At 55.3% G+C, this 18,641-nt stretch carries 20 protein-coding genes; 10 read left to right on the top strand and 10 right to left on the bottom strand.

The genetic code is table 11. The features are described 5' to 3' along the window. Nucleotides 1–34: 34 nt before the first annotated feature. Entirely contained in the window at nucleotides 35–1,282 is a 1,248-nt protein-coding gene (gene mtaB, locus FHI25_RS13470) for a tRNA (N(6)-L-threonylcarbamoyladenosine(37)-C(2))-methylthiotransferase MtaB (protein WP_210518566.1), read from the top strand. Then, nucleotides 1,279–2,214: a signal recognition particle-docking protein FtsY gene (gene ftsY, locus FHI25_RS13465; protein ID WP_210518564.1), complete on the top strand. Its 936-nt coding sequence runs from the start codon at nucleotides 1,279–1,281 to the stop codon at nucleotides 2,212–2,214. Before mtaB ends, ftsY begins: the two co-directional genes overlap by 4 nt. Nucleotides 2,215–2,327: 113 nt before the next feature. Here the strand turns inward: ftsY and FHI25_RS13460 are convergent, their stop codons facing one another. Beyond that, nucleotides 2,328–3,062: an SDR family oxidoreductase gene (locus FHI25_RS13460; RefSeq protein ID WP_210518562.1), complete on the bottom strand. Its 735-nt coding sequence runs from the start codon at nucleotides 3,060–3,062 to the stop codon at nucleotides 2,328–2,330. Nucleotides 3,063–3,146: 84 nt separating this feature from the next. Between FHI25_RS13460 and FHI25_RS13455 the strand changes: the two genes are divergently transcribed. Then, nucleotides 3,147–3,512 carry a helix-turn-helix domain-containing protein gene (locus tag FHI25_RS13455; protein WP_210518560.1) on the top strand — a complete coding sequence of 122 codons (366 nt, stop codon included), beginning with the start codon at nucleotides 3,147–3,149 and terminating at the stop codon, nucleotides 3,510–3,512. Between the two features lie 90 nt (nucleotides 3,513–3,602). Here the strand turns inward: FHI25_RS13455 and FHI25_RS13450 are convergent, their stop codons facing one another. Further along, nucleotides 3,603–4,985, bottom strand: coding sequence for a YegS/Rv2252/BmrU family lipid kinase (locus tag FHI25_RS13450; protein WP_246879101.1), 1,383 nt, complete (start codon nucleotides 4,983–4,985; stop codon nucleotides 3,603–3,605). A gap of 76 nt (nucleotides 4,986–5,061) precedes the next feature. After that, complete coding sequence (locus tag FHI25_RS13445) at nucleotides 5,062–5,565, bottom strand: DNA starvation/stationary phase protection protein (RefSeq protein ID WP_064788977.1); 504 nt, start codon at nucleotides 5,563–5,565, stop codon at nucleotides 5,062–5,064. Between the two features lie 228 nt (nucleotides 5,566–5,793). Here FHI25_RS13445 and FHI25_RS13440 point away from each other — a divergent pair, with 228 nt between their 5' ends. Together FHI25_RS13440 and FHI25_RS13435 are read left to right on the top strand one after the other, a co-directional pair. After that, the gene (locus FHI25_RS13440; protein ID WP_064788976.1) at nucleotides 5,794–6,249 is read left to right on the top strand and encodes a hypothetical protein; all 456 of its coding nucleotides are present in this window, start codon (nucleotides 5,794–5,796) and stop codon (nucleotides 6,247–6,249) included. Between the two features lie 106 nt (nucleotides 6,250–6,355). Further along, nucleotides 6,356–6,937 (top strand): VTT domain-containing protein, encoded by a 582-nt coding sequence (locus FHI25_RS13435; protein WP_210518558.1) that lies wholly within the window; start codon nucleotides 6,356–6,358, stop codon nucleotides 6,935–6,937. A 77-nt stretch (nucleotides 6,938–7,014) separates the two neighbouring features. On the opposite strand, the gene FHI25_RS13430 is transcribed toward FHI25_RS13435, so the two are convergent. Next, the gene (locus tag FHI25_RS13430) at nucleotides 7,015–7,224 is read right to left on the bottom strand and encodes a hypothetical protein (RefSeq protein ID WP_064788974.1); all 210 of its coding nucleotides are present in this window, start codon (nucleotides 7,222–7,224) and stop codon (nucleotides 7,015–7,017) included. Between the two features lie 344 nt (nucleotides 7,225–7,568). On the opposite strand from FHI25_RS13430, the gene FHI25_RS13425 reads away from it, so the two are divergent. The 4 genes from FHI25_RS13425 (at nucleotide 7,569) to chrA (ending at nucleotide 11,764) form a co-directional block, all read left to right on the top strand. Further along, nucleotides 7,569–8,096, top strand: a complete 528-nt coding sequence (locus FHI25_RS13425) for an RNA polymerase sigma factor (protein ID WP_064782178.1) — start codon at nucleotides 7,569–7,571, stop codon at nucleotides 8,094–8,096. 1 nt (nucleotide 8,097) lies between these two features. After that, nucleotides 8,098–8,340, top strand: coding sequence for a hypothetical protein (locus FHI25_RS13420; protein WP_064782177.1), 243 nt, complete (start codon nucleotides 8,098–8,100; stop codon nucleotides 8,338–8,340). A 513-nt stretch (nucleotides 8,341–8,853) separates the two neighbouring features. After that, a complete protein-coding gene (locus tag FHI25_RS13415; protein WP_120225550.1) occupies nucleotides 8,854–10,329 on the top strand; it encodes an AMP nucleosidase in 1,476 nt (491 codons plus the stop codon). Nucleotides 10,330–10,336: 7 nt separating this feature from the next. Then, the gene (gene chrA / locus FHI25_RS13410) at nucleotides 10,337–11,764 is read left to right on the top strand and encodes a chromate efflux transporter (protein ID WP_246879100.1); all 1,428 of its coding nucleotides are present in this window, start codon (nucleotides 10,337–10,339) and stop codon (nucleotides 11,762–11,764) included. Between the two features lie 18 nt (nucleotides 11,765–11,782). On the opposite strand, the gene FHI25_RS13405 is transcribed toward chrA, so the two are convergent. The 6 genes from FHI25_RS13405 to FHI25_RS13380 form a co-directional block, all read right to left on the bottom strand. Next, on the bottom strand, nucleotides 11,783–13,240 hold the full coding sequence (locus tag FHI25_RS13405) for a serine hydrolase (RefSeq protein ID WP_210518554.1): 1,458 nt from the start codon (nucleotides 13,238–13,240) through the stop codon (nucleotides 11,783–11,785). An 86-nt stretch (nucleotides 13,241–13,326) separates the two neighbouring features. After that, nucleotides 13,327–14,505, bottom strand: a complete 1,179-nt coding sequence (locus FHI25_RS13400) for an MFS transporter (RefSeq protein ID WP_210518552.1) — start codon at nucleotides 14,503–14,505, stop codon at nucleotides 13,327–13,329. A 113-nt stretch (nucleotides 14,506–14,618) separates the two neighbouring features. Further along, entirely contained in the window at nucleotides 14,619–15,200 is a 582-nt protein-coding gene (locus FHI25_RS13395) for a helix-turn-helix domain-containing protein (protein WP_120225544.1), read from the bottom strand. A gap of 68 nt (nucleotides 15,201–15,268) precedes the next feature. Next, the gene (gene rsmD / locus FHI25_RS13390) at nucleotides 15,269–15,838 is read right to left on the bottom strand and encodes a 16S rRNA (guanine(966)-N(2))-methyltransferase RsmD (RefSeq protein ID WP_210518550.1); all 570 of its coding nucleotides are present in this window, start codon (nucleotides 15,836–15,838) and stop codon (nucleotides 15,269–15,271) included. Between the two features lie 5 nt (nucleotides 15,839–15,843). After that, entirely contained in the window at nucleotides 15,844–17,154 is a 1,311-nt protein-coding gene (locus tag FHI25_RS13385) for a pseudouridine synthase (RefSeq protein WP_210518548.1), read from the bottom strand. Then, the gene (locus tag FHI25_RS13380; protein ID WP_120225540.1) at nucleotides 17,151–17,873 is read right to left on the bottom strand and encodes a gamma-glutamyl-gamma-aminobutyrate hydrolase family protein; all 723 of its coding nucleotides are present in this window, start codon (nucleotides 17,871–17,873) and stop codon (nucleotides 17,151–17,153) included. Before FHI25_RS13380 ends, FHI25_RS13385 begins: the two co-directional genes overlap by 4 nt. 270 nt (nucleotides 17,874–18,143) lie before the next feature. Between FHI25_RS13380 and FHI25_RS13375 the strand changes: the two genes are divergently transcribed. After that, nucleotides 18,144–18,596 carry a nucleoside deaminase gene (locus FHI25_RS13375; protein ID WP_210518546.1) on the top strand — a complete coding sequence of 151 codons (453 nt, stop codon included), beginning with the start codon at nucleotides 18,144–18,146 and terminating at the stop codon, nucleotides 18,594–18,596. Nucleotides 18,597–18,641: the final 45 nt, after the last annotated feature.

Here is an 18,641-nt window from a genome sequence, read left to right as displayed (position 1 = left end):
CCAAAACCGAACTTTGGATCGCAGAAGTCCGAGCATGAAAGAGCCGCGCGTCGTCACATTTGGTTGTCGCCTTAACACCTATGAATCCGAGGTGATGCGCGACCATGCCAAAAATGCCGGACTTGATGATGCCATCATCATCAATACCTGTGCCGTCACGACCGAGGCGGAACGTCAGGCACGTCAAAGCATCCGCCGTTTGCGCCGCGAAAACCCGGACGCCAAGATTTTCGTTACCGGCTGTGCTGTTCAGGTCAATCCCGACAAGTTCGCCAATATGGGTGAGATTGATCGCATCTTTGGCAACGACGCCAAGATGAAGGCCGAAACCTTCATGATGCCCGAACATGAACGCGTCGTGGTCAATGACATCATGTCGGTCGAAGAAACCGCAAGCCACCTTGTTTCAGGTTTCGAGGGGCGTGCGCGCGCCTTTGTACAGGTCCAGAATGGCTGTGACCATCGCTGCACGTTCTGCATCATTCCTTATGGCCGTGGCAATTCACGCAGTGTGCCGATGGGGGAAATCGTTACCCAGGTCCGTGAACTGGTCGCCAACGGTTATGGCGAAGTGGTTCTGACCGGGGTCGATATCACATCCTATGGTCACGATTTGCCGGGCAAGCCGACACTGGGGCAGATGTCGCGCCGGTTGCTGGCACAGGTGCCGGAACTGCCGCGCCTGCGCATTTCATCGATTGACCCGGTCGAGGTGGACGAAGACCTGTTTCGTCTGATCGAGACCGAGCCACGCCTGATGCCACATATGCATATCAGTTTGCAGGCGGGGGACGACATGGTGCTTAAGCGCATGAAGCGCCGCCATCTGCGCCAGGACGTTGTCGATTTCTGTAAAAAGGTCCGGGAACTCCGCCCGGATGTGACGTTCGGGGCCGATATCATTGCCGGTTTCCCGACCGAAACCGATGAGATGGCGGAAAACACCCTGCGTCTGGTTGATGAATGCGGTCTGATTTACCTGCATGTTTTCCCGTATTCATCACGTCCTGGGACACCAGCGGCCAAGATGCCGCAAGTGCCCAAGGATCTTCGCAAGGAACGGGCAAGTGCCCTTCGCGAAGCGGGCGAGGTACAGCTGAACAAGTTCCTGCAATCGCGCATCGGCATGACCGAGAATGTGTTGGTTGAAAAGGAAAATACCGGCCATACGGAGCATTTTGCTCCCGTTCTGCTGGATCGCGTGATAGAAGCGGGCACGATAGCAAAGGCCAAAGTCACCGGCCTTGAAGATGGAAAACTGATAGCGGAGCTTGCGGGATGAGTGAAGAGGGGAAAAAAAGCTGGTTTAGCCGCCTGAAAGACGGGCTGAAACGGTCCTCCTCAAAACTGACCACCGGCATTTCCGATATCTTCACCAAGCGCCGTCTTGATGATGACGCGCTTGAAGAATTCGAAGACCTTCTGATCACATCCGACCTTGGCGTGACGACCGCCGCGAAACTGAGCGCGGAACTGTCCAAGACCCGGTTTGACAAAGAAGTCGATTCCGCCGAAATTCAGGAATTCATCGCCGAAGAAGTTGCCAAGATCCTTGAGCCGGTCGCGCAGCCGCTGGTGATTGATGCCAACAAGAAACCGCATGTGGTGTTGGTGGTTGGTGTTAACGGATCGGGCAAAACCACGACCATCGGCAAGCTTGCCAAGACATACAAGGACCAGGGCCTCAAGGTCATGATGGCCGCGGGCGACACGTTCCGTGCAGCCGCGGTCGAGCAGCTTAAAGTCTGGGGCGAACGCACCGACTGTCCGGTGATTGCCCGTGACACGGGTGCCGATGCTGCAGGCCTTGCCTTTGATGCGATCGAACAGGCCCAGCGCGAAGGGTATGACCTTCTGTTGATTGATACGGCCGGTCGTCTGCAGAACAAGGCACACCTGATGGACGAACTTAAAAAGATCGTCCGCGTTATCAAAAAACGCGACGAGAGTGCGCCGCATGACACGCTTCTGGTGCTTGATGCCACCACGGGCCAGAACGCGCACTCACAGGTCGAAACCTTTGGCGAGGCGACCAATGTATCAGGCCTGATCGTGACCAAGCTTGATGGCACGGCAAAGGGTGGTGTTGTGGTGGCACTGGCCGAGAAGTTTGGCAAACCTGTCCATGCAATCGGTGTTGGCGAAACGGCCGAAGACCTGCGCCCGTTTGAGGCAAAATCATTTGCACGCAGTCTTGCCGGTCTGGAAGATTAAGAAACCTGTATCTTGTGCATGCGCTTGCCAAGCTGCATGTCACAAGATCACTGAAAAGATAGCAGGGGGCGACTTCGCAGACGGCGAGGTCGCTCCTTTGCATTGGGTTTGCGTTAGATCTGGGCGTAACCGCCATCGACGAAGACCTCACTGCCGGTCATGAAGCTGCTGTCATCAGATGCAAGGAATGCTGCGACGGCGGCAACTTCTGTCGGCTCACCCATGCGTTCCAGTGCGGTTCCGTTGCTCAGCCCCTCGATTATTTCCGGGTTCAGGAGTTCGGCGATTTTGTCAGTTTTGGTCGGTCCGGGGCTTAGCACATTAACGCGAATGGAAGTGCCGCGAAGGTCCTGTGCCCAACTGCGTGCAAGATTGCGGACAGCAGCCTTTGACGCGCTGTAGATGCTCATGGCGGGGGTGCCCATTACCCCCGTGGTCGAACCCGTCAAGATGATCGAGCTTCCCGGTTTCAGCAAAGGCAGGGCCTTCTGCACGGTAAAGACTGTCCCTTTGACGTTGATATCAAAGGTGTAGTCAAAATGTTTCGACGTGATTTCGCCAAGATGGACAAGCTCCCCAACCCCGGCATTGGCAAACAGGACATCAAGCGTTTGGCGTTCTGTCCGGATTGTCTCAAACACGCGGTCGAGATCTTCCGGGTTGGTAATGTCAGCTTGAAGCCCGCGAACAGAGCCGCCGATTTCTTTAACAGCAGACTCAATAACGTCCTTGCGGCGCCCCGAGATGTAAACAACGGCACCTTCGGCAACGAAACGCTTTGCCGATGCGAGGCCGATGCCGCTTGCGCCGCCAGTAATCAGAACTGTCTTTCCTTTGAGTTTGGTCATCTTTCTGGTCTCCAAATTTAAGGTTGACCAAAACGATATGCATGAACATACTTTTTAACAAGTATGCACCTTTTAGTAAGTACCATGTCAGATCATACAGAAATACCAACGCAGCCGTTCATTTGTGGTCTTGATGCCGCCCTTCGCATGATTGGAGGCAAGTGGAAGCCATTGATTTTGTTCTTTTTGGCGAAGGAGCCAAGGCGCTACGGCGAGCTAAAGCGTTGTGTTCGCGGTGTCAGTGATAAAATGTTGATCCAGCACCTCAAGGAGCTTGAGGTTGATGGCGTCATCGTGCGCACCGACTATCAAGAAATTCCGCCACGCGTTCTTTATGAGCTCTCCCCGTTCGGTTTCAGTTTGGCAGATGCTCTGGTCCCGCTTTGTCAATGGGGGGACGAGAACGCTGAAATTATTGAGGAAAATCTGTGTGCGAGGCTGGGTGGCTGATATTCTCGCCCAAGGCGAGCCTGCAGGGACGTAAGGCCCCGTTAGCACGGAGTCGAAAAAGGCAGCCTGATGAGGCTGCCTTTGTGGTTTCTAGAGATCCTTGGCGATACGATCCAGCGTTTTGGAAAAATCGACCATTTCCGTTGCCAGCCCGTCTAGGGCCTTCGAGACCTCAGTCGGTTGGTTGTCCAGCGTGATGGCGTGTATTTCCGTTGTCAGGGTGTCCGCACGTGCTTTCAGGCCATTGGCAAGGCGGGTATCGGCATTGCCCAGCAACCAGCCCATAACCTTGTCGCGGAGTTCTTCAAGGTTCTGAAGATCCGGGTCGGGGGAGGCGGCATTGATCCCGAAGGGACGCACGCCCAATTCAAGCTGGCGGGCATGGCTGCGCAAATGGCCTGCCGCGTCATGGCAAAGCGATTTGAGCGCGCTGTTCTGTGCGACAGGGTAAATCGCCTCAAGACGTACGGCGAAATCAATCGTGTCGCGCATGACGTCATTAATCTCGTTCTGCTGGGGCAAGGTTTTGGTTTTTGCCTCCCCGTCATTGATAACCTCGTCGACGAAACTGTTGGGGGCAAAGACCGGCAGAACTGCCGCACGGATGGCAAATTTGGCCGGAAGTTTGCCGATGATTTCGCCGTCGGCAAGAATGGGCGCACCGTCTTCGCCATCGACCTTGATCGTGTCGCACTGAATTGACGTCGCATAGCTGCTGTCATCGACAGAGCCAAACAACAGCTCGGCTGCGATATCAAGGCCGCTGAGCGTGTCGACACTGTCGCGAATGGCAAACATGTGCAAAAGACCGTCTTCCGGGCTTTTGGTTTCGCTCGGGCGTAATCCACCGCCAAAATATCGGCCATTGGTGATGGTGACCTGGCGCAGCTTCATGGCTTGTGGGTCGTCTTTGCCGCACGTGATGGTCAGATCAAGCGGATCCATTTCATGCCAGCTTTGCCAGTTGGCAACCGCATAGCTGATGGCCCCCAAGGTCCGCTTAAGGTCGGGATTGATGCGTTTGCGCGCATCGGCCGGCACGCCAATGCTGGCCGCATTGACAAAGCTTTTGTCATTCACACTGCCGATATCAAGCATTCTGATCTGACCGTGGATGGATGCGCGCGCCGCGTCAATCAGATCGTCAGGCAATGTCAGGGTGCGGGCAAAATCGTTTGCCGTGCCAAGCGGCACCGGGATGAGAACGACCTTTTGCGAAATCACGGTATCAAGGACAGCATTAATGGTTCCATCACCACCGCCGACCGCGACGATATCGCCCGGTGCACAGGTGGTGCTGATCTGTTCCTTGATGACGTCAGGGTTATCGCACAGCGTCAACTCGGTCTTGTAACCGGCATCTTCGAACACATTGCGCAGCGGCTGTGCGCCGTTATCACGCCACTCGTCGGGGAGTTTCGACTTCGTCAGCAGCAAGTGGACCTTGCCAGTCAGATCAGAGCTTTTCATCATGCTGTACCGTTGTTTTGGGGGCACAAAAAAGAACCGGCACCCGAAGGCGCCGGTTCATCATATCATATTGGCATGATTACGAGATCGTTGCACGCAGCATCCATGCTGCTTCTTCGTGAACACCGATCCGCTCGGTCAGCATGTCGGCGGTTTTCACATCATCAACGTCCTCGGCGGCAGCCACCCCGTCCCGCAGCAGGCGGGCCATTTTTTCGTGATCCTCGACCAGTTCCTTCACCATGTCTTCGGTCGAAAGAAGTTTGGTCTGATCCTTGATGGACGAGTTTTCCATCATCTCGCTGAGACCCGTTGGCGCCGTAAAGCCGATGGCGCGGATGCGTTCCGCCATATCGTCAATGGCGGTATTGAGGTCCTCGTAATGCTCCTCGGTCATGTTGTGGAGCGAATAGAAAGCCGGACCCACAACATTCCAGTGAACACCACGAACTTTGGCATACAGTACATGCGACGAGCCAACGATCTTGGTCAGCATCTTCGCCAGTTCGCGACGATCCTTGCGGTCCACGCCAGTCTCGACGGGAACTTCCTTCGCAACGGTCTGCATACTGCTATGTGCCATAACTAAAACTCCTTTTGTTTACAGCGTGCCCGTGAAATCGGATTGCGCATTCTTTATTGCGCTGTACCCCGTTTCGTTTTGTGGGCGCTTGCAGATGAAACGTGCATTCCGCCAGAAGGTTCCAGAAAATAAAATCAACACAATTGGAACATTCTTTCGCACCATCCGTTGTGAATGGTAAGCAGCGTGCAAGTAATTGTGCTGTGTTTGTTTAATAAGGAGGTTGTGATGTTGAACAAGAATATGCTGATGATCGGTACTGTACTTATGTCTGTTTCTGTAATGGCGCCGGCTTATGCCGGGTCTGACAGCTCGGACACCATGGCGACCGACGATGCAGTGAAGTCCGACGCCAATGAGTTGGGCAATGAAATTGCAGCCCAGTACGAAGAAGCCAAGGACTTTACGTTCGAGCAGAAAGAAGACTTCCTTGCCTGGGTTGATGCCAAATCCAAACAGCTTGGCGAACAGTACGACGAGGTTTCTGCCGAAGTTAAGGATGACAGCGAAGATGCTGTCGAAGAAATGGCTGAGGCCTGGGACAGCGCAAGCGATGAGCTGAGCGATGCCCTGGAAAACGCCAAGGATGCATCTGCGGAGACCTGGGAAGATGTGAAGGCCAACACTGTAAATGCGCTTGAAGATGCGCAGAAGGCCATCTCGGATACTCAGACCGCCGAATAAGACGTCACAACCTGAACTCGGCGGATGACGTCCGAGGTTAGCAGCCCGCCCGGCTTCGGGCGGGCTGCTTTTATTTTGGGGCAGGACCGCCAACAAGGATCAGAATATGCCGGGCGATAATCAAAAAACAGGACTGCGCATAAAAAACGGGTTGGCATATGCCAAGTCCCGCCTCGCCAAACTTGCAGAGGGACGCAAGGGACTAGGCGGTATATCTGTCGCGTCATTTCTTGAAACGACAATCATCCCGATTCCGATTGAAGTCATTGTTGCCCCGATCATGGCGGCTTCACGGACACGCGGGTTTATTGTGGCATCCGTAACACTGGCGGGCAGTGTGCTGGGTGCCGTGGCCTTATATCTTTTGGCGTGGGTTTTGTTTGATGACCTTGCCCAGCCGCTTATTGATCTGGTCGGTGGGCAGCAGGAATTCGAAGATCTGGAAGACCGATTTGCCGAAGGCGGATTCTGGATGGTCTTTGCAATCAGTATTACACCGGTTCCCATGCAGCTTGCAGCCCTGGCCGCAGGGGCGACATCCTATCCGATCTGGTTGTTTCTGATTGCGATCACGGCATCGCGTGCGATCCGATATTACGGATTGTGGTTGCTGGTTCTCGGATTTGGCGCAGGAATCGCCCGCATTTTCGAGGGACGCAAACCCGATTTACGGCAGGATACGAGCTGATTCAGGTCCGCAATACACGACAAAACAAAAAGACCCGGTATTTTGCCGGGTCTTTTTTTCACAAAAATCGAACTTTTTTATTCCGTCTCGATCCGGAAATCGGTGGTGCTTTTCCCCTCGGTATCGGGGTCATCGACGTCTTCTGATACCAAACCGCGGCGAATAAGTTCGCGGATTGCAGCAGCGCGTGTCGGCATCCGATGGTCAAAACGCCAGTCATCGATGAATTTCAGTTCTTCATCATCGAGCATGATCTGAAGCTTTTCTGTTCTTTTAGCCGTCGGCACGTGGGGTTTCCTATAAATTTCAGCGGTTCTGAAGACCGTCTGAAGCCGTTGAAAATCAAAGCGTTCAAGAATTTTGGAGTAAGTTACGTTACCGCTGTTTTCTCCATAATACAACCATCTTGCTGAACCGGCGTAACCGAAACCATAAACGTAAGTAACGTAAAGTAATTATGATGCGTTATTAAGGTATGCTGCGCATTTTGATTAATGAGAGTGAAGTAAGTCTGTTGGTGTATCTATGTATATTGGGTGATGTACCTGTATTGCCTAAGTGAAACATACGATTTTACTTTAAATTTTATTTTCTTTTGTTAGGGTCAGGACATCCGAACAAGGAGGTTGTGATGTCTGAACAAGTGATGAACGAAATCGAAAATCATGTGCCTGCACTGCGCCGTCATGCATATCGTCTGACCGGCAGCAACGACATGGCTCAGGATCTGGTCCAGGACACGCTGTTGAAAGCCATCAGCAAAAAGGACCAGTTCGAAGAAGGCACCAGCCTCAAGGCTTGGTTGCACCGTATTCTGTTCAACACGTTCATTTCCGGAAAACGTCGTGAAAAAACGCGTGGCCCGCAGGTCGACTGGGACGATCTTGGCGACGTCTATGGTCATGGCAGCAATCAGATGGCGCGTTTGCAGCTTCGTGATGCTGACCGTGTGCTTGAAGATTTGCCAGCCCAGGAGCGCGAGGCGATCATGCTGACCGCTGTTGATGATGTGTCTTATCAGGATGCCGCAGATCAGATGTGTGTCGAGATCGGTACGGTCAAATCTCGTGTTGGTCGTGCACGCCGCAAGCTGCGCGCCTCGGTTGGTCGAATCGAAGCCCGTGAACACGCATCACGTTATGTCTCGGAGGCCGCATGATATGAGCCTGGTTCTTGCGATATATGGCAAAGATCACATTCTTGGCTATGTACGCGGGACGCTTGAAGACGACGAAGAAAAACAGGACATCGAAAGTCTGGTCGAGAGTGACCCGCGCGCTGCCAAGATTGTTAACAAGCTTGAAGTCACCGAAGTTGGTGACCGGTGGGCAACCGACAATTCTGCGCGAAGACGACTCGAAAAATTACAGCGCATCGCCGAGGAGGCAGATGTCCTAGCATAACGCGAAACCGCAAACTGCCGCTTGTAATCAAATAGAATTGACATAAATGACCATTGGTCATATAAATACAGTACATCAGGGTTGATCGTCTTTTCCCTCAACGTCTAAGGCCCTTCCCTGAAATTGCCGAAACCGTCCCCCGGTTTCGGCATTTTTTTTGCCCTGTTTTCAAAATACCGGCGGTGTCACGCCGTCTGCTTTGCGTGCAAACCTTGCGGGTTATGACGGTCTCCTCAAAACTGTCATTTGGAATTTTTGAAAATAGACCCGACATATATTTCATAAGCTTCTGAAAATGCCGGGAAAGGTCCGAATTATAAACTTTGCGATATCCACAAATCAGCGGTTTTAACGTCTGGATTGAAAGTGATGGCAAAGTTTTCGGTTGTCAGAAGCCGGGCGAGCGGTGATAAATCTCTCGCTCCAAGGGGTTTTGCCATTGATCCGTCGCTGTTTTATGCTTTGTGATCTGGCAAAAGACCCAAACAACAATAACAAAAAGGAGCAACCAATATGGTTTCAGAAGTCCATGGATCGGTACGCGATCTGTTTGAATTCACGGACGCCGACCGGGCACTCGCGCGCATCAAGGATATTTATGCGACCGGTGCCAACGCCGTCCAAGAGGCCTTTAACCGTTTCGGTCAAGGCCAACAATCTTCCCCGATACGTGCCTATTATCCGTATCTCGGCATCGAAGTGCCGCCGGAAAAGCTGCATGTCGAAAGCACCCTGTCATTTGGCGCACCGCGCGATCCGGGTGTTTATGGAACGACCCTGACCCGGCCCGACCTGTTTGAAGAATATTACCGCGAGCAGATCGAACTTCTGCTCAAAAACCATGACGTTCCGGTCGTGGTGGGGGTGTCGGACCGTCCGATTCCAGTGCCGTTTCTGGTTGAAACGGCAACCGACAGTATCGGTCCGAATGATATCCGCCCGATGCAGCTGATCTTTGATATGCCGGATCTGGCGCGGACCGATGATGATATCGCCAATGGCGTTCATTACGGTGCGAACGCGACCCCGGGGCCAAAGCCATTGTCGCTGTTTTCCGGTGAACGCGTGGATTATTCGCTGGCACGCCTGCGCCACTACACGGCAACAGCCCCCGAACATTTCCAGAAGTTCGTTCTGTTCACCAACTATCAGCGCTATGTCGATGAATTCATCGAATTCGCCAAGGCGCAGCTTGATGACCCGAAAAGTCCCTATGTCGCGTTTGTCGAGCCGGGACCGAAAGTCAGCGTGCGCAAAAACGCGCCGAAGGGCTGGGTTGAAAGCGGTGAAGCGGTCAAGCAACTGCCACAAATGCCGTCCTATCACCTGATCCGCGAAGACGGTCTTGGTGTCACGCTGGTCAATATCGGTGTGGGGCCGTCGAACGCCAAAACGGCAACCGACCATATTGCCGTTCTGCGACCGCATTGCTGGTTGATGTTGGGGCACTGTGCCGGATTGCGGCGCAGCCAGCTGCTTGGCGATTATGTTTTGGCACATGGTTATGTCCGTGACGATCACGTGCTTGATTCGGACCTGCCACTGTGGATTCCGGTGCCGCCAATTGCCGAGGTGCAAGTCGCCCTCGCTGACTCGGTCACCAAAATCACCGGCCTTAAAGGGCGTGAAATGAAGGCGCGCATGCGCACCGGGACCGTCGCGACCACCGATAACCGGAACTGGGAATTGCGATACAGCGAACTGTTTGTTCGCCTCAACCAGTCACGCGCGATCGCGGTCGATATGGAAAGTGCCACCATTGCCGCCAACGGTTTCCGGTTCCGTGTGCCGTATGGCACGCTTTTGTGTGTGTCCGACAAACCGGTCCACGGCGAATTGAAGCTGCCCGGCATGGCGAATAATTTCTATCGCCAGCGTATCGGTCAGCATTTGCAGGTGGGTCTGGATACGATTGATACGCTCCGTCAGGACGTCAATCAGCTCCATTCCCGCAAATTGCGGTCCCTGGACGAGCCAGCCTTCCGCTAAGGCGTGAATGATCAAACCAAAACCCCGCCTGCGGCAGATCGTCACAGGCGGGGTTTTGTTATGGAATTGTGACGAATGGCTGTGGCCCCGATTTTGGCTTTGCCGCCTTTGTGCGATTGCGTATGGTCAGGCAAAATCAGGGGTAGGGCAGGAAAATCACATGCCAAATGCAACGCCACAAAATAAAACCACAAAAAGTTCCACGGATAACCCAGCACCTTCATTGACGATTGGCGGTGTTGGTCTTTGGCAAATCTTCCTGATCTTTCTGCGTCTTGGCTTGACCAGTTTTGGCGGGCCGGTTGCGCATATCGGCTATTTCCGTGAAGAGTTTGTCGCGCGCCGCAAATGGCTGAGTGATGCGCGCTATGCCGATCTGGTCGCACTTTGCCAGTTCGTGCCGGGACCTGCCAGCTCGCAGGTCGGCATGGGCATTGGCATGGCGCTTGGTGGTTTGCGTGGATCACTGGTCGCCTGGCTTGGATTTACCATGCCATCCGCGATTGTGCTGGCCGCCCTTGGCATGGCCTTTGTCGGGTTTGATCTTGGCACGGTCGAGGGGATAATTCGCGGCCTTAAACTGGTGGCGGTCGGGGTTGTCCTTCATGCGCTGCTTGGCATGGCGCGCAGCCTGTGTCCGGATATTCCGCGTGCCCTTCTTGCCGTCTTGGCCGCGGCGGTCATGATCTCCAGTGAAACGGTGATGGCGCAGTTTGGCGTCATCCTTGGCGGGATGCTGGCGGGCTTTTTGCTGCTTCGGGACAAGGTGGGCGCGGATGCCGATCCCGGACATGTACCACGTTCGGCCAAGGGGGCTGTTGCGGCCCTTTGCGCATTCTTTGTTCTGCTTGTTCTGTTGCCTATTTTGGCAAAGCTTGATCCCACCGGTCTTTTTGCCGTGATTGACGGCTTTTATCGCAGTGGTGCCCTGGTGTTTGGCGGCGGGCATGTGGTTTTGCCCCTGTTGCAAAATGCCGTGGTCACACCGGGCTGGGTCGATGCCGAGACTTTCCTGGCAGGCTACGGCGCAACCCAGGCCGTACCCGGTCCGATCTTTACCTTTGCCGCCTATTTGGGGGCAGCCCTGCATACCGGCTCTGGTAGTACGGGGCTTTGGGTCAGTGCCATCACGTCCCTTGTGACATTGATCGCGATTTTCCTGCCGGCATGGTTATTGGTGGTCGGCCTTTTGCCGTTCTGGGATCGTGTGCGGCATATACCGTCGATGCGGGCGGGATTGATGGGGGTGAATGCCGCCGTGGTCGGCCTTCTGGCGGCGGTGTTGTATGACCCGATCTGGACCGGTGCCAATCTTGATGTCTTTGATATCGGGTGCGTGATTCTGGTCTTCGCAATCCTGCAATGGCGGATTGCCCCGGTCTGGGCCGTGGTCGGTGCCGGTGCTGTGGTTGGGTATCTGACAGGTCTTTTCTGATTGCACCAACCGGCGTAATCAGCCGTCATTTGCCCCGGTCGTTGTGGCGTCCGATCCGATCGGCGCATCCGCCGGGGTACCTGAAGTCGCCGGGAAAATGGCACTCAGATCGGCAATGAACTGACGCAGCTTGAAAGCGCCGGAATTGCGGGTGACGCCGAAACGCGCCACCACGAGGTTTCTGGACGGAATGACGGTAAGCGACTGGCCATCATGACCAAGTGCGAAATAGGCGTCTTCGGGGATCTGCGGCACGTCATTGCGGGGTGTGCCATCCTTGTTTCTGCTGCCGGGCAGATCAATCCACCAATGTGCGCCATAAAGACCATACGGGTCTTCTGCGGCGGGGCTGGTGGAATATCCAACCCATCCTTCGGGCAGCAGGCGCTCCCCCTCCCACACACCGTCTTGCAGGAACAACTGGCCGATCTTGGCCCAGTCGCGTGCGGATGCATGCATGAAGCTTGAGGCGATAAAATAGCCTTCCGGGTCGGTTTCGATCACCGCACTGCTCATGCCAAGCGGACGGAACAGAAGCTCTGTCGGTCGGCTGAGATAGGTTGAGCGTGAGCCGCTCAGGTTACGGATGGCTGCTGACAGGATGTTGCTTGCCCCGGAATTATAGGCGAAATCACCGCCCGGCGTGTTTTCAAGCGGCATGGATACCGCATAGCCCGCCGCCGCAGGTTCGATAAACAGCATCTGCACCACATCTGATAGCGGATTGGCATAGCTTTCATCGAACTCAAGCCCGCTTCGCATGCGAAGCAGGTCATCGTAATTGATGGTTGCGCGCGGGTCGTTTGGCTCTGCCTGCCATTCGTTGATCAGGACCGGGTCCTGGATGTCGGGCATCATGCCTTCGAACTGCATACGACCGAGGATGACGTTGAAAACGCTTTTGGTCATCGACCAGCCGGGCAGCGGCGTGTCGGCTGTTATGCCTGCGGCATAGCGTTCGGCGACCACCTTGCCATCATGCAAGATCACCACCGCACGTGTCCGCCGTTCCGGATGCAGGCCCGGCTCATCCATGACGTCAAACAGGATGTTGTTAAGGGCCCGGCGGTCAACATTGGCAGGTGGTGGTGTCGTCAGAAGCGGGCGCGGTGTGACCGGTCGCATCACCGGGGTCGAATTGCGCAATTGCGCGACATGATCCAGATCATCAGCCAGCGTACAGCCAAGATTGGGGCGATAAACGGCAAACCGTTTGCGGAACCCGAAGGCATGCGCACTGACAGTCTGGTTGCGCAGATCGACATTGGTGGTGATCAGGGATAAAAGGGCATTGTTATCGGCCAGAACATCAACATCGCGCGCCCGTGTCGATGTCAGGCCATCGACAAAAATGGCGGAGCACATGATCTTGGCGCTATAGGCAGCCCCCACCGGGGCCAGCCAGATGAAGAAGACAGCAAGAACGGAAATGCCGATCAATACCAGTCCGATAAAGATGGCTTTGATCAAATGCATTCCACTTCCCTGAATCTTTTTGATTTGTGTGGGAGGGAAGAGTCGCCTGCTTCGCCGGATAGGTCAAGCCATCGTATCGTATAGTTCTAAGATGAATTTTGTCTAATATGGGCTGCTATGCCCGGTTTTCGTAGGGTAATCAGGAAGCCTGCGAAGTAAAAACCACCCAGAACCACTGCCGCCCCGGCCCAGCCGTTTTGATCAATCATCGCCCCGGCAAATGGGGGAACAATCACGACAAAAATCTCGGCGAATTGCGCCAGCATGCCCTGCAGGGCGGGCATGGAAAGGCCGTCCTTGGCGATCCTTGGCAAAAGCGCAAAGCACGTCCCGGCAACAGCGCCCTGACAGATGTTAAAGATGATCAGTGCGGTAATGCTAAGCGGTACAGAGGTGCTGATATAGAGGGTCGAAATGGCAGCCGCCATCATCGGCAAAAATACAATCAGAATGGTCCGGCCAGCAACATCACGACCCAGAACAGTTCCGGCGCCAACACTGCCAATAACATTTCCGGCAATTGCGGTTGTGCCGATGATCCCGGCCGACAGCGTAATGCCAATATCAAGGTTATCGGCCAGCATGGCAGGCATGAATGCCAAAGCGGCCGACGTTGCACCGGCAAAGGCGGCAAAGGTCAGCGCCACCTGAAGGGCAGCGCGCGATTTCAAGACACCGAGCACCCCGACAACAAGCGATCGCCGCGCCGTTGCGATTTCGGGTTTTTCCATCAGGGCAAGAAGCGGCAGCAAAACCAGAACCGGCAGGGTGCAAACCCCAACAGCGATCCGCCAGTCCATCCATGTCACCACAGCCGCACTGACCCAGTTGCCCAACGCAATGCCAACCGGGATGAAGGTGCCCCAGATGCTCATGGCCATGGCAACAAGCTTGGGATTTTTGAACCCGGCCATCCAGCTTGGCGCACCAACAACAATCAGAAGATAGCCGACACTGGTGACAATCCGACCGACATATAGAAGGCTGCTCATGCTTGCGGTGGCAAAGATCAGTGCGCCCGCAATCATCATCATACAGCCAAGGACGAGTGATCGTCTTAAACCCGCCCGCGCGGCCCAGACACCGGCTGGAATGGCATATAGTGCGCCTGCTGCGGTGATCAGGGACGCCACCAGTCCGAATTCCGCCTGACTAAGCCCGAAGCTTGCGCGCAAGTCTGGCGCAATCGGGCCAATCAGACCGACCTGCATCGAGGCGGTCAGTCCAAGTCCATACAGAATGATAACGGCGGTGATGGGCTGCATGGATCAGTTCCGTGGGGCAGGATCGGTGCACTTGAAGGGCCTGATTACCGATATTCTGGGAAAAATGCCACGTATGAAATATGCGCCGGTAAAATATGCGCAGATGATCCGTATCAGATGTGAACCGGCTTCTGATCAAACCCGGTGGTCAGGCGCACTGCCGTGCCATCAGACAGGAAAAACCGTTCCCAAAGGATATAGGTATCGACAATTCGCAGCGGTGCGCCCTCCCGACGGGAGTTTTCAAAGGTCAGGTGATCGGTCTGATCCTCGTGCCAGCCAAGGTCATGCAGGCTTTTTTCGGCTGATGCGATTTCCGGGGTCGCAAAGCACCACAGCGAGGTGCCAAGCAGCGGCGTGCTGTCACGTTGCCACTCGTTTTCACGCGGGCGCGATAAACAAAGAAGACGGTGTGATCTGTCTTCGATCAGGTGGACACGCTGCGATGAATGCAAAACCAGCCGTTTGATCGCCTGATCAAGGCGGAAATTGCGTTTGCGCGTCATCATTTGATGGATCAGGCCATATTGCAGCGGGGCCGGGCTTTGCGCGCCACTTTCCCACCGTGAAACGGTTGCCTGCGTCACGCCCAGAATATCGGCCAGACGCGATTGTTTGATATCGCTTGTGCGCCGCCACTGGCGCAAAAGGCGACCAAAATCCTTGTCTGGTGAACTATTGGACAGGCGTTTCATGACGATCAACCGGTAGTGCTGGTATCCAAATCTATCACAGAATGCGCTGACGGGCAGCTTTGCTGCAATCAGGAGATAAAGCGCCCGATATCAATCTGGCAGCGGCCATATTTGCGACTGTCGCACAGATAAAAATCTTCAAGTGCGATTTCCGGATCGCGCGGATCGCGTTCGGCAACAATCAGGGTGTTATCATCAATCCACCCGGCCTGGGCCAGGGCCGTGATGCTGGGCTCGATCAGGTCTTTGCCATAGGGCGGATCCAGAAACACCATGCTGGCCGGCGTGCTTGCGCGCGGTGGTTTGGTGGCATCCGCGCGCCGTGCGCTTGCCTGATCGGCAATGCGAAGGGTGTCGATATTTTGTTCGATGATCGCAATCGCCTTGCGGTCATTGTCAAAGAACACTGCGCGTTCCGCCCCGCGTGAAATGGCTTCAAGGCCAAGCGCACCGGACCCAGCAAAGGCATCAAGGATCACGCCATCAAATAGCGGGTTGAAGTCATCCTCATACCAGCGCGATGCGTGTGACAGGATGCTAAACAGGGCTTCGCGCACCCGATCAAGGGTCGGGCGCGTATCACGTCCTTCCGGTGCGTTCAAAAGCCTGCCACGATGGGTGCCACCGACAATCCGCATTCAGCTTAGTCCTTCTTGCCGCGCGGACGGTTGCCGGACGGCTTGCGGCCGGGCGCACTATGTGTGGTATCGCCGGAACGACCAGCAGGTTTTCCGGATGGTTTGCCGGTTGGCTTTCCACGGCCGCGCCCTTCGATGAAGCCGGGTTTGCCTTCGCGGCCACCAGTCCCCCGTCCGCCATCACGTCCACCGTCGCGGCCGCCATCACGTCCACCGGAAGCTTTGCCTTCGGCGCTGTAACGGCCACGGCCCTTATTAGTCGGGCGTGATGATCCGCGTTCTTCGCGCATATCGCGTTCCTGGCGATCCCCGCCAGAAGTGGGTTTGCCACGGCCACCGGCACGCGGGGCAGCCCCGATGCGCGGGCCTTTCCGTGCAGCACCACTAGCCGGACGTTCGCGGGTTTCACGCTGTTCGTCGGCCTCGGCATTCTGGGCGGCGGCGTTCGGACCGCCTTGCGGGCGTTTGCGCTGTGCCGGTTGGCCGAATACGGTGCGCGGGGCCTTCGGGCGCGATGTGCCGCCACGGGCAACCGATTTCTTTTCGGAAACCTTGGAATAGTCACCCTTGAAGAACGCAGCCAACTGTTCTTTCATCACCTTGCCGGTGATTTCCTCGCACTCGCCGGGTGCCAGGTTGCCCAGTTGGAACGGGCCATAGGAAACACGCATCAGGCGCGTGACTGGCCAGCCAAGATGTTCCATGACACGGCGGATTTCACGGTTCTTGCCTTCGCGAAGCGTCACCGTCATCCAGGCATTGGTGCCTTTCTGAACGTCAACCTCGGCATGGATGGAGCCGTAATTGATGCCGTCGACCGTAACGCCGTCTTCAAGCTGCTTGAGCTTGGCCGGGTCAATTTGCCCATGCACGCGCACGCGATAACGCCGCGCCCAGCCGGTTGCCGGCAATTCAAGATAACGGGCAAGCTCCCCGTCGTTGGTCAGCAACAGCAACCCTTCGGAGTTGAGATCAAGCCGACCGACCGAAATCACGCGCGGAACGTAACTTGGCAGATGTTCAAATACCGTGTCGCGGCCCTGTTCATCGCGGTGGCTGGTGACCAGACCGCGCTTTTTAAACAGGCGCCAAAGACGCGGTTTTTCCTTTTCCGGAAGCGGCTTGCCATCGACGATGATTTCATCTTCGTCGGTGACGGTGACCGCCGGGGTATCAAGCTTCTTGCCATTCAGGCGCACAAGCCCCTCGGCAATCATGCGTTCGGCATCACGTCGGGAGCAAACACCAGATCGCGCAATGCGCTTGGCAATGCGTTCGGGCTTGTTGTCATCCGGGGTGGTGTTCTTGTCGCTCATTTGCGGGCCTCGGAAATCAGGGCGTCGAAAATCTTCGCATCGCCCGAACTGATATGGAATTCGGGATGCCACTGGACCCCGAGACAATAACGATATTTCGGATGTTCAATCCCCTCGATCACGCCATCAGGCGCATAGGAATTAATGATCACATCCGGGCCAACGCCCGCCACCGCCTGATGGTGGGCGGAATTGACCGAAAGACTTTTCACATCGCCAACGATCTTGGCCAGAAGCGTATTGGGTTCAACCGTGACATCATGGCCGGGCTCGTTGCGCGGGTTCGGCTGTTCGTGGGGCAGGCAGTTTTCAACCGCATCCGGGATATGCTGGATCAACGACCCGCCCAGAATAACATTCAAAAGCTGCTGACCACCGCAAATGCCCAGAACCGGCATGTCGCGCTTAAGCGCGCCTTCGGCCATCGCCCATTCAAATTTGGTGCGCCGATCCTTGGTGACAACTGTGTCGTGTTTTTCCGTCGCGCCAAACAGGCTTGGGTCCACGTCAAACGCGCCACCGGTCACCACCAGCCCGTCAATCAGGTCCAGCAGATCGGGAACCAGTTCGACCTCGTGGGGCAGGGGCATGGGAATGCCGCCTGCCTCGGTCACTGCACCGGCATAGTTTTCACGCAGCGCATACCACGGGAATTTGGAATAGCCCCCCGGTTCTTCGGAATCGAGTGTGATACCAATGATCGGCTTGCGCGTGGTCATGTTGGATGGACCTTGGTGCTGGTGATGGAATGGCGAATTAAGTTTGGCGGAAACTACCTGTGTAACCTTTTAAGGGCAACGGCAATTCACGCTGATAGTCTATGCGTTCTGCGCAACCAGACAAGGATTGGTCTGATTTCCACGTAGATGATCATCGCGTGCCAGATCATCTGCGTGCTGGCACTGTGAGCCAACACACCCTAAAATGAAGTAAAAACAGCCGTTGCGCAGGACGTTTTTGTCACTCGGCACAAGCGGGATGGAAAGATCATGAGTGCAGACAGCTATATGGTTATGGCCCTTGAAGAAGCCCGCGCCGCTGCCCGTCGTGGCGAGGTGCCGGTCGGTGCCGTTCTGGTCGATGCCGATACCGGGGAGGTTTTGGCACGGGCCGGAAACCTGACCGAGGAAATGAACGATCCGACGGCCCACGCCGAAATTCTAGTGATCCGGGCCGCTGCCGGGGCCAAGGGCGAACCGAGGCTTCCCAATTGCGATCTTTATGTCACGCTTGAACCGTGCCCGATGTGCGCAACTGCCATTTCATTTGCGCGTTTGCGTCGGGTTTATTTCGGGGCCTATGACCCCAAGGGTGGCGGCGTTGATCACGGCCCGCGCGTGTTTGAAAGCACAAGCTGCCATCATCGCCCGGAAGTTTATGGCGGCATTGGCGAGGTCGAAGCCGCCAAGCTTCTGAAGGATTTCTTTGGTTCACTTCGGTAATAAATAGCATGGTGTTTAAGCAGCAAAGTAATGTTCGAAAGGGCC

Source organism: Thalassospira sp. ER-Se-21-Dark (assembly GCF_017922435.1).
Classification (GTDB): Bacteria; Pseudomonadota; Alphaproteobacteria; order Rhodospirillales; family Thalassospiraceae; genus Thalassospira.
Note: the sequence above shows the minus strand (reverse complement) of the source record. Positions and strands in the feature narration are given on the sequence as shown.